Origin of the sequence: uncultured Nostoc sp. (assembly GCF_964247315.1) — a bacterium.
GTDB lineage: Bacteria > Cyanobacteriota > Cyanobacteriia > Cyanobacteriales > Nostocaceae > Nostoc.
This window is the reverse complement of record NZ_CAXTTT010000076.1, coordinates 26,723-37,545: the sequence shown is the minus strand read 5'-3', so window position 1 is coordinate 37,545 and position 10,823 is coordinate 26,723. Positions and strand designations below refer to the sequence as shown.

Below are 10,823 nucleotides of genomic sequence, written 5' to 3'. Positions count from 1 at the left end.
GGACAAGGTGACAAGAGGTGAGAACTTGCAACAAGTCTTTCCCCATGTCTAATGTTCCATGCCCCATGCCTAATGCCCCATGCCCCATATCCGTGAAAATTTTCGTTTGAGAATACCCGCGCCAATTTAAAATTTAAATTCCGGTCAATTAGCCAGAAGTACAAAAGTTATTATGTTATCTAAAAGAATCTTACCGTGCTTAGATGTGAAGGCGGGACGGGTTGTAAAAGGAGTTAACTTTGTCAATCTCCAAGATGCAGGCGATCCGGTAGAGCTGGCCAAGGTTTACAACGAAGCCGGTGCTGATGAGTTAGTATTTCTGGATATTACAGCTACTCATGAAGATCGAGCTACAATTTTAGATGTGGTCTACCGGACTGCTGAACAGGTCTTTATTCCATTGACTGTAGGTGGTGGCATTCAATCCTTAGAAAATGTTAAAGCTTTGTTACGAGCAGGCGCAGATAAGGTTAGTATTAATTCTGCGGCAGTGCGGGAACCAAACTTGATTAATCGGGCAAGCGATCGCTTTGGTAATCAGTGCATAGTTGTTGCTATTGATGCCAGACGCAGAAATAACCCGGAGAATCCAGGTTGGGATGTGTATGTGCGGGGTGGCAGAGAAAATACAGGCTTAGATGCCCTATTGTGGGCACAAGAAGTTGAAAAACGGGGGGCCGGAGAACTGCTAGTCACAAGTATGGATGCTGATGGAACCCAAGCTGGGTATGACATTGAAATCACACGGGCAATTGCCGATGCTGTGGAAATTCCAGTTATTGCTTCTGGTGGTGCAGGTAATTGTGAACATATCTACACTGCCCTAACTGAAGGCAAAGCTGAAGCAGCATTACTCGCATCACTGTTACATTACGGACAATTAAGCGTAGCAGAAATTAAAAGTTACTTGCGCGATCGCAACGTGCCAGTTAGAACATTCTGTTGATCTACCATTTCTCATTTAATGACATCCATCTAAGGTAAGACACACTTCCTGAAAAGGGTGTTAATATTATTTTACAAGTATTAACAAATATTAAAAAATATGTTGCTTCCTATTTTACTTTTTGATGTAGCCCTGGTAGCATGGTCGCTGCACTTAATGGAAAAAGCTTATGAGAGTAAAGAATTTTCTTTAATGTTGGCTGGTACATTGGTTGCTCTAGCTGCTGCTGCCATGTTAGTAGTTTACTTTTTGATGGGGCATTGTATGACCTATTTGTTGCAAGTAGCCTAGAGAGTGCTGAGGGTGAGAGGAGATATTTAAAATTTAGTTTTCAGAAAAAGCTTGACAAAATAATAATAATTAAGCGATTACATAGGGTTTATTTTAAGGGGTTATAGCGCATTTGGTAGCGCACCTGTACATTCATAAATTAGATATCGCAATCGATTTTGGCGCTTGAGTAAGGATTATGAGTTTTATACAGAGTTAAGTGAAGCAATGATTTATGGCTCATTGATTTGTCTGATAGTAAAGTGAATAGCACCTTAAGCTTTTATTGACGAATCAGCTTTAAGGACAAATATGGCTAACCAAACCTTATTTCTGCATCACTTTTTGAGTTTTACTTTGTGAAGTAATTCATCTTTAATACGGTTAAGAATTGAAGTCTCATCCAAGTTTGTCAAAATCCGATTAATTACTGCTTTTGGCCCATCAGGCCCCCAAGTTGCGCCATTGGCTAAATAAACTTTGGTAACTTGTCCAATTCCGTAAGAAGAAACACCAGCTACTCCCCCTTGGGTGATTGCTACCGATATATAAGGGCCTAGCGCAATGCCACCCGTAGCTGTTGCAGAGATTCCAAGTAAAGTTTTTAATCCACTCAAGCCTAAATTTGCTAACAATTCACTAGCACCGATGCCGCCCATACTCAGGGCGATTTTTTGTAGCAATTGTACAGCCCCAGCTTCCGTCATGGAGAAGCCATAGAGTTTAGATAAACCCAAAATCAGAGCAATATCAATTACCACACTACTGAGAATATCTACCACAGTTACAGGATTGAGTGCGATCGCTAATGCCTTAGTCATCACAGCCTTCCAAATCAACTGATTGGCATTCTGTTCCCGAATCATCAGTTTTCGCTCTATCAACTGCTCATTTACAATGTCGGCATAAAGCATGGTATTTAGGGCAACCAAGGCTTTACCCTCACGATGCAGAATCTCCAATATTTTCAGCTTCAGTTCCTCGACTTGGGCATTACCTGTACGTAACTGTATGCCCCTCGTACCATCAGGGCGACGAATCGCCGTCTTCACCAATGGCGATGCCGCAGCCATAACAATTTCTAAAGGTGTGAGCAATTCCCGCACCCTTTCATCCCGAATTTTGTGATAAATTGCCATCCGGTCTGCTTCTGGATACTGGTCTACTTTGTTAAACACCAGAATGATCGGTTTACCTGCTTCCCGCAACTGAGAAAGGGCAGCGTATTCTAGCTTTGTCATATCACCAGAGATCACAAACAGAATCAAATCCGCAAGTTTTGCAATCTGTTCAGCTAAGGCGGCGCGGGTTGCACCATCTACTTCATCTAACCCAGGAGTATCAATTAATTCCACCTGCGATTGACCTACACCAGGGAGAGTAACACGCAAAGCCCGTTCAGTTTCCCCAATCATCTCCTCGCTAATACTCCAATTAACTCTTTGTGCAGCACGGGTGACACCGTGCAGCGGCCCAGTTTCAAATACTGTTTGCCCAACCAAAGCATTGAGTAGCGAAGACTTCCCACGTCCCACCATGCCAAAAGCCGCAATCTGCACAACCATGCGGTCTAACTTTCCTAGCATGGTTTCCAAATCAGCAATTTCTGCCTCCAATCCAATTTTTTCCTGGGGAGTGAGGTCGAGATTGGCTACTAAGTTTCGTAGCGCCGTTTGTGCTTGTTTATAGTTCAGTTCTGTTTGAATGTCTTCAAAACTGAAAATGGCACTATCCAGTTCTTCCTCCCAGTTGAGAGAATTTGCGTCAGTGTTAGCGGAATCGCTTTGATGAGGTTCAGGCACGGGCAATGTGGAAGTCATATCAATTTGAGATTTGAAATTTGGGATTTTTAAATTAGCCCTGTCTCTTATCCTAGTTATTTTTAACAGAGGTTTGGGTATTGGAACTAGGGACTGGGCTTTTCTTCAATCTCTAATACCTAATGACTAATGACCAATGACCAATGACTAATGACCAATGACCAATGACTAATGATTAATGGCTAACAAAAAGTCATAAACTGAAAAATGCATCTAAATATAACGCGTTAGGATCTTGACTAAATTACCTGTGCGGAAAATCGTTATTGCCGGCAACTGGAAAATGTTCAAAACCCAGGCAGAGACCCAGGAGTTTTTACAAGGATTTCTGCCCCACTTAGAGGAAACCCCCCAAGGGCGAGAAGTGATATTGTGTCCTCCTTTCACTGATTTAAGTGTTTTGTCCAAGACCTTGCACGGTAGCCTCATCCAACTAGGGGCACAAAATATCCATTGGGAAGAATATGGAGCCTATACGGGTGAGATTTCTGCCCCAATGCTGACAGAAAGTGGTGTGCGCTTTGTGATTGTCGGTCATAGCGAACGACGGCAATACTTTGCAGAAACAGACGCCACCGTTAATCTGCGCCTCCGAACTGCTCAAAGGTTTGGTTTGACTCCAATTCTCTGTGTTGGCGAAAGCAAACAACAACGAGATGCAGGAGAAACTGAATCTCTGATTACTCTCCAACTCGACAAAGGCTTGGTAGATATCGATCAAGATAATTTGGTGATTGCCTACGAACCGATTTGGGCCATTGGCACTGGTGACACTTGTGAAGTAGAGGAAGCTAATCGAATAATTGGCTTAATTCGCAGCCAGTTGACTAATCCGAATGTATCAATTCAATATGGCGGTTCAGTCAAGCCGAATAATATTGATGAGATTATGGCTCAACCAGAAATTGATGGTGTCCTCGTGGGAGGAGCAAGTCTAGAACCTGAGAGTTTCGCTCGGATTGTGAATTTTAAGTCAGTGTGATGTGCTTTTTTCTCGTTCCCATGCTCTGCATGGGAATGCCTAATGTAGATTTATGCCAAGGAACTTGATAATTCGAGGACGCTGTTTCGATTGGGGACAGCAGACTTATTTGATGGGCATTTTAAATGTAACGCCTGATAGCTTTAGTGATGGGGGTGAGTTTTACACTTCCTCTGCTGCTTTAGTTCAGGCGCAAGCACTGGTGGCTGCTGGTGCTGACATCATTGATGTGGGCGGTCAATCAACTCGACCAGGGGCAAAGCAAATAACTCTGGCTGAGGAACTTGACCGGGTACTATCGGTATTACGGGTGCTAAGACCAGAAATTTCAGTCCCGATTTCTGTAGATACAACCCGTGCTGCTGTAGCCAAGGCATCTGTAGCAGTTGGAGCCGATATTATTAATGATATTTCTGGCGGCACTTTTGACTCAGAAATGTTGGCAACAGTCGCAGAGTTAGGTGTACCGATGATTTTAATGCACATTCGGGGAACATCACAGACAATGCAACAACAGACTGATTATCAAGATTTGCTCGGTGAAATTTATAGTTTTTTGGCTCGGCAAATTCAGGCAGCAACTACTGCAGGTATTGACCTGGATAAAATTATTATCGATCCTGGTATTGGTTTTGCTAAAAACTATGAGCAAAATTTAGAAATTTTTCGCGGCTTGCGATCGCTCGCACCACTCAACTGTCCTATCTTGGTAGGAGCATCTCGTAAAAATTTCATTGGTCGCATTTTAAATCAACCAGATCCCAAAGCAAGAGTTTGGGGAACGGCAGCAGCTTGTTGTGCTGCTATTTTTAATGGCGCTGATATCCTCCGAGTTCACGATGTTCAAGAAATGCGTGATGTTTCACTAGTAGCTGATGCCCTATTGAGACAAGCCGCACAAAGTAATTATTAAGTATTACCGTTTTCGTGTTTTTTGCCGTTACCTTCTTGATTTTCTCCTGGGTGGGCTATCAACTCCTGAAACATTTCACTTGAGTTAGCTGGGTCTACAAAGACAATTTTGGCATTACTGCTTTCACCAAGTTTTTGGCTGGCATCTACGTAATCTTGAGCTACAAGATACCGCAGAATGTCCCTACTATCAGGATTGGAACGTAGAGCTTGAGAAATGATTTGCACTGAAGCCATAGTTCCTTCTGCTTTTTTAATCGCAGCTTCCTTTTCCCCTTCTGCTTCGGTAATCAGCGCCCGTTTTTTGATTACAGCGGCTTGTTCCTCTTCCCTGGATTTTCGGACACTTTCAGGTAGAGTAATTCTCTGAATATCTAACCGGAGAATATCAACTCCCCAATCTGCCGTTACACTATTCAACTGGTCTAAGATCGCTGAGTCCATCTCTGCTCTAGAAACGTTAGTCTGCTCTAGAGTATTCTGGGCAATGATTTCTCGCAGCGTGGTTGTGGTTATCTGTGTCAATGCTCCTTGGAGATCCTCAATTGCGTAAAAGCTTCTCTCAATATCTCGAATCCGCCAGTATACAATAGCGTCCACTTCTACGTAAATATTATCTTGGGTGATCACATTCTGAGGTTTGATGTCTAAAAACTGCTCTCGTGTAGTATCTTCCATCACAATCTGATCTACCAAGGGAACAATAAAGTTCAGCCCAGGCTTAAGTTTTCGATGATATCGCCCCAAGCGTTCAACTAGGGCTTCATTTCCTTGATTAATCAGTTTTGCAGAACCTAAGGCATAACCTATAAGGGCTAAAACTATAGCAATAATTGGCTCCATGTATGCTCCTATTCAGCTTTGGGGAGAATTTAATGTCAAAGATATGCTACTAGCTTGTCATATCTTTGAGTTTAATGTTTTGAGTCTGTAATTTTATCAACACCAGCAGCAATGTCGAGTCGCTGCACGTTTTGTACATATTCTGTAAGTAAAACTGTTTTGCAGAATGCGATCGCTATTAAAGCACCTTGATAAAACCCTGGCAAGGACTACTTGATGTAATCAACGTTACTGGTACTGACATTTTCAGACAATCAGGATTTTGTTCAGTATATTTACGCATAAAAAATTAATTAAAGTAAAATTTTGCATGATTTTAAAAACACCACTATAATCGGATAAAAATTGGCTTCAGCCATTAAAAATATCAAAATATTATGGGCAGGTTGTTAATCAAAGTTATAGGTTTAATTCTACTTTTCACAGGATTATACTTTTTTGGTCAAAACATCATATTTGTTAGCGGTTACTATTCATATTTTTACCGGAGCTTACCAGCTACAGCTTCAGTTTTAGCAACGATGATGGGTATATTTGCATTAGTCTTTTTTCAAAGAGAAACTGGTAACTTGGGATGGATTTTTCTCGGCATTGGCATAGTACTAGTTTTCTTAAGCGGTGGAGTTATTTTAAAGCCAACTAGCTTATGGAATTTCATAATTGCTTTTACAGCATTAGCAACTGGATATAAATTACTAAATGAGGGCAGAATCAACTTTTAAAATCTGTTTTCATCATGTATCTTAGTAACTAAGATTACATTATTCCCCAGTTCAGAGTACAGCTAGAAAAAATTAGCATTATAATTTCCCCATCTTCTCTATTGCTTCTGAGAGTGCATTAGGGCACTTAGATTAACTTTTAGTTAAGTACCGATTTCAAGAGGCAAAAGCACACATAACCCGCCTCAACCGGACGAATAGCCTCTTAATCATGACTTTAACTCAAAGGGGTTTTACTAAGGTTGAAGGTAATATTAGAATGGAAACTATTGATGATGAGGAAAAGGGAAGAATGACCCAGGTGGTTCTAGGAGAGAACGAAGGAATAGACTCAGCTTTGCGTCGGTTTAAACGCCAGGTTTCTAAAGCTGGGATATTAGCTGATGTGAAATATCATCGGCACTTTGAAACACCGATAGAAAAACGCAAACGTAAGGCAGTAGCAGCTAGACGCACAAGACGTTTTAAATAAACCTATTTGGTGTGATATCGGCGTTGCTTGAGGTTATCACCGAAAACAGGCAATAGCAAAAGCGCCATTATTCATACAAACATTAAGCAAAGTCTGCCGCACTGCTAATTAGAGTGTAAATGAGTTACTTTTCCTATACTTAGAGCGCGTTAAAGGCTTTATCTTGGTTAGATGGAGCAAGCTAAAATCGCTGCCCATCAACCAAAATAAGCGTCTTTAAACATCGGTTAGCTTTCTTTAATAAGCTGATAGGATAGTATTCATCCAACCCTAAGACTCAGAATTATTAACGGTGCGGCTATTACAAACATTCATCGCCTTTTCTACTCCCTGCTTGAGACTTAGTTCAATACACTCAACTACGAACTGAAGTACAAGAGACATCTGCTGATTTTCGGCAGCGGAAAATCGCCCCAGGACATGGGAGATAGCACCGGAATCATCGTTATTAGCTGCATCTTTGGGTTTACCAATACCGATTCGCAAACGGGGAAAGTTTTGGCTACTAAGATGTGCGATCGCACTTTTCATACCGTTATGTCCCCCTGCCGAACCAGATAAACGCAAACGAGTTTTTCCCAAGGGCAAATCCATATCGTCATAAATCACCAACACTGACTCAGGCGGCAATTTATACCAACTTGTCACCGATTGTATTGCTTGTCCTGAGCGATTCATATAAGTTAACGGCTTTAGCAAGCGAATCTTACCTCCACTTGGGGCCATACCCTCACCATACTCACCCTGAAACTTCCGGTTTTCTGTTAAGGAAATGCGCCAAGAATGGGAGAGAGTTTCTAAAGCAGCAAAACCGATATTATGGCGTGTTTGGTCGTACTTAGCTTCTGGATTCCCTAATCCGACGATTAGTTGTGGAATAACCAAAGCTGGTTGCGTAACAGCTTCTGTCATTTTGTCTACAGTCAATTGATATTCATCACTCTTCTAGTACAATGTCTAAGCTAGTAATGAAGGGTTTGTAGTAAGCACTTTAACGCTTAGAAAATAAAGACTAAAGTCCTTACTACGAACTTGACAGACTACTAGTACAACATGGCGTAAATAAACATACCATTCAAAATGACGCGAAAGCCTGGAATACAATACTTTTGACTTTTGACTTCCGCGCAGCGGTACTAGCTAAGTTGGGAAGAACTAGCGGTATCCTGCTCAGATTTAGCAGGGTGGATTTGCTTAGGTTCCAATTCAGCAGTAGTCTTGACAACTTCTTCTAACTGTTCTGCTTCTTTTTGAAACTCGCTTTGAAACTCCTTAGAAGCTTCTTGAAAACTACGAATTGTTTTGCCCACACTCCGACCAATTTCTGGCAGCTTCTTTGGGCCAAAGATTAACAGCGCTACTACCATAATTACAGCCATTTCCGGCAGACCGATACCAAATATATTCATTTTTTGTCTCCTGTAAACTCTAAAACCACTACATAGACTCACATATTATTATGTAGTCTACTCAATAATTGCCTATCATAGAAAGCGATGCCTGCGGCGAGCTACGCTAACGCCCCACGAGCGAGTGATGCCCTATGTCTCAGACAATCAAAGACTTAGAACAGTTACAATCACAGAATTCTGATTGGCGGATGGAGCTAGTAGAGGGAAACATCATCGTGATGGGGCCATCCGATTATCAGTCAGACGAAATTGGTTCTTCTCGTCTGCTAACATTTTTGAATATATGGGTCATGCCTCGCAAACTGGGACGTGTTACTGGTTCTAGTGCTGGCTTTATCTTGCCCAGCATTGAAACCGATGAAACTGGAGGCAACCCGGAAAAAAGAAACCTCCGCGCTCTAGATGTTTCGTTTGTTCGAGCAGAACGACTCAAGAAGACTCAGCGTGACTTTCGTGCAGTTACTACCAGACATAATGCTTGAGGTGAAATCTAAGAGCGATCGCCTTCAACAGGCGATCGCTGATAGCATAGACGGTAATTATTTCGTTTAGCATCTGCCCCTCCTCATTTACTTCCTAGAGGGGATTTTATTATTTATTTAAGTAACCATGTGCGCTCTCTCGGCAGCATAACTAGCAACTTGGGTTAATAATTTTGGCAAGAGTATTTCTCGCTTCGCAGCAATAGCTGTCTAATTTTGACTTCAAAGAATTCGCCAACAAAGTCCCAATATTCGCGAACCACTTTGTCTTTTCCATATCCCGTGAAAAGTCAGATTCCTATTTCTTACCCCACGCAATGTGTTTCTTGAAAGTTGCTTGTTGTGAAACGCGAAGAGCAGCTTTAATTAAATCGGCTGCTTTTTCGCCGATCATAATTGTCGGCGCGTTCGTATGTCCCGTGATTAAAGTTGGCATAATTGAGGCATCGACGACACGCAACCCCTTAACCCCATGTACCTGTAGTTCGGGGTCTACAACCGCCATTGGATCAGTTCCCATTTTGCAGGTGCCGATAGGATGATACACAGTACTGCAAACTTCTCGGATGTATGCAACAAGTGCTTCATCGCTAGTCACATCGGCACCAGGCGCAACTTCTCTGCCTCGAAACTCATCAAAGGCACTACTATGAAACAATTTGCGTATTAATTTAATTCCGTCAACTAGCTTTTGCACATCGGATTGACTTTGCAGATAGTTCAGTCGAATCATTGGTGTATCTTTGGGATCAGATGAACGCAAACTGATACTGCCAATGTTTTGGGGATGAGTCAAAACGATTATACCCGTGAAACCGAAACCAGAGTTGGGATAGCCAGGAGGTATCCTCAAAATGGGAGCGAAGATCAACTCTAAATCTGGTGCAGTGTCTAGATGACCCTCGCTATGCAAAAACAATCCAGTTTCAGCGATCCCATTACTGTGTAAATCCTGAGTTGCCTCGTATAGCACAGAAACGCAAATGTGGTCTTGGAGGTTTTGTCCGACACCTGGTAAATCAACAACGACCGGAATTCCCATTGCTTGCAGGTACTCTGCATCGCCAATGCCGGAAAGCATCAGCAGTTTGGGCGAATCGAACGCGCCAGCACTTAAAATCACCTCTTTGTTGACCTTGACCTGGTGCAGTATGTTCTCATGCAGATATTCCACCCCAACAGTGCAAGTTCCCTCAAAAAGCAACCGAGTCACTAACGCTCCAGTCATTGTTGTCAAATTGGGACGCTTGAGAATTGGCACCAGGAATGCAGCAGCAGTACTGTGTCGTTTCCCGTCTTTGATAGTCACCTGAAAAGGTCCCACACCTGACTGCTGCATTCCGTTGAAATCAGGATTTTCGTCATAACCCATTGTCACACATGCATCTACAAATCGTTGGGATATTGCAGATGGGGAAATGACATCGGTCACACTTAACTCGCCATCTACACCGTGGTATTCGGAAATACCTCGTTGTTGGTTCTCAGATTTTTTGAAATAGGGCAATATATCCTGGTAACTCCAACCGGGATTCCCCAATTCCCTCCAGTGGTTATAATTGTGATAATTGCCTCGAATATAAGTCATGAAATTAATCGAACTGCTGCCGCCCAAGACTTTGCCACGGGGACAAAAGATTTTGCGGTTATTGAGGTAGGGTTCTGGTTCAGAGAAATAGCCCCAGTCCACCTCGGAGCCTGGTAGGTTTGTACATTGCGACGGGATTTGAATCTCCGGTTTTGTATCCTCTTTGCCTGCTTCGAGTAACAACACAGTGGTTTCAGGTTCTTCTGTCAGACGGTTGGCGACAACGCAGCCTGCCGAACCTGCACCAATCACAATGTAGTCATATTGGTTTTTAATTATCATTCCCCTGAATCAAGAACGTTTTGCTGTGTAATATCATTTACCCAATACCACAATTACTCCTGACTTTCAAGAGCAGCTTTGAGAGTGTGTAT

General features: G+C 42.4%; 12 protein-coding genes and 2 pseudogenes. 8 read left to right on the top strand and 6 right to left on the bottom strand.

Features of this window, described 5'->3' with window-relative positions:
• Positions 1-172 precede the first annotated feature (172 nt).
• The 3 genes and pseudogenes from hisF to ACFE93_RS21710 form a co-directional block, all read left to right on the top strand.
• On the top strand, positions 173-946 hold the full coding sequence (hisF, locus tag ACFE93_RS21720) for an imidazole glycerol phosphate synthase subunit HisF (RefSeq protein WP_375476108.1): 774 nt from the start codon (positions 173-175) through the stop codon (positions 944-946).
• A gap of 99 nt (positions 947-1,045) precedes the next feature.
• Positions 1,046-1,237, top strand: coding sequence for a hypothetical protein (locus ACFE93_RS21715; RefSeq protein WP_375476106.1), 192 nt, complete (start codon positions 1,046-1,048; stop codon positions 1,235-1,237).
• Positions 1,238-1,387: 150 nt separating this feature from the next.
• Positions 1,388-1,483: pseudogene (locus tag ACFE93_RS21710) on the top strand (IS5/IS1182 family transposase); the annotation flags it as partial.
• A gap of 71 nt (positions 1,484-1,554) precedes the next feature.
• Here ACFE93_RS21710 and ACFE93_RS21705 read toward each other — a convergent pair.
• Entirely contained in the window at positions 1,555-3,036 is a 1,482-nt protein-coding gene (locus ACFE93_RS21705; protein WP_375476104.1) for a GTP-binding protein, read from the bottom strand.
• A gap of 250 nt (positions 3,037-3,286) precedes the next feature.
• On the opposite strand from ACFE93_RS21705, the gene tpiA reads away from it, so the two are divergent.
• Together tpiA and folP are read left to right on the top strand one after the other, a co-directional pair.
• Entirely contained in the window at positions 3,287-4,018 is a 732-nt protein-coding gene (tpiA, locus tag ACFE93_RS21700) for a triose-phosphate isomerase (RefSeq protein ID WP_375476114.1), read from the top strand.
• 52 nt (positions 4,019-4,070) lie between these two features.
• Positions 4,071-4,931 (top strand): dihydropteroate synthase, encoded by an 861-nt coding sequence (gene folP, locus ACFE93_RS21695; RefSeq protein WP_375476102.1) that lies wholly within the window; start codon positions 4,071-4,073, stop codon positions 4,929-4,931.
• On the opposite strand, the gene ACFE93_RS21690 is transcribed toward folP, so the two are convergent.
• Both ACFE93_RS21690 and ACFE93_RS21685 read right to left on the bottom strand, forming a co-directional pair.
• On the bottom strand, positions 4,928-5,773 hold the full coding sequence (locus ACFE93_RS21690) for an SPFH domain-containing protein (RefSeq protein WP_375476100.1): 846 nt from the start codon (positions 5,771-5,773) through the stop codon (positions 4,928-4,930). The genes folP and ACFE93_RS21690 overlap by 4 nt on opposite strands.
• Positions 5,774-5,844: 71 nt before the next feature.
• The gene (locus ACFE93_RS21685; protein WP_375476098.1) at positions 5,845-5,979 is read right to left on the bottom strand and encodes a hypothetical protein; all 135 of its coding nucleotides are present in this window, start codon (positions 5,977-5,979) and stop codon (positions 5,845-5,847) included.
• 171 nt (positions 5,980-6,150) lie between these two features.
• Here ACFE93_RS21685 and ACFE93_RS21680 point away from each other — a divergent pair, with 171 nt between their 5' ends.
• Entirely contained in the window at positions 6,151-6,495 is a 345-nt protein-coding gene (locus ACFE93_RS21680) for a hypothetical protein (RefSeq protein WP_375476096.1), read from the top strand.
• A gap of 292 nt (positions 6,496-6,787) precedes the next feature.
• Positions 6,788-6,967, top strand: coding sequence for a 30S ribosomal protein S21 (gene rpsU / locus ACFE93_RS21675; protein ID WP_069073049.1), 180 nt, complete (start codon positions 6,788-6,790; stop codon positions 6,965-6,967).
• A gap of 270 nt (positions 6,968-7,237) precedes the next feature.
• On the opposite strand, the gene pth is transcribed toward rpsU, so the two are convergent.
• Positions 7,238-7,879 (bottom strand): aminoacyl-tRNA hydrolase, encoded by a 642-nt coding sequence (pth, locus tag ACFE93_RS21670; RefSeq protein ID WP_375476094.1) that lies wholly within the window; start codon positions 7,877-7,879, stop codon positions 7,238-7,240.
• Between the two features lie 224 nt (positions 7,880-8,103).
• On the bottom strand, positions 8,104-8,376 hold the full coding sequence (locus tag ACFE93_RS21665; protein WP_375476092.1) for a TatA/E family twin arginine-targeting protein translocase: 273 nt from the start codon (positions 8,374-8,376) through the stop codon (positions 8,104-8,106).
• A gap of 134 nt (positions 8,377-8,510) precedes the next feature.
• On the opposite strand from ACFE93_RS21665, the pseudogene ACFE93_RS21660 reads away from it, so the two are divergent.
• Positions 8,511-8,889 (top strand): annotated as a pseudogene (locus tag ACFE93_RS21660) (Uma2 family endonuclease); the annotation flags it as partial.
• 270 nt (positions 8,890-9,159) lie between these two features.
• Here ACFE93_RS21660 and ACFE93_RS21655 read toward each other — a convergent pair.
• Positions 9,160-10,731, bottom strand: coding sequence for a GMC family oxidoreductase (locus ACFE93_RS21655; protein ID WP_375476090.1), 1,572 nt, complete (start codon positions 10,729-10,731; stop codon positions 9,160-9,162).
• Positions 10,732-10,823 lie beyond the last annotated feature (92 nt).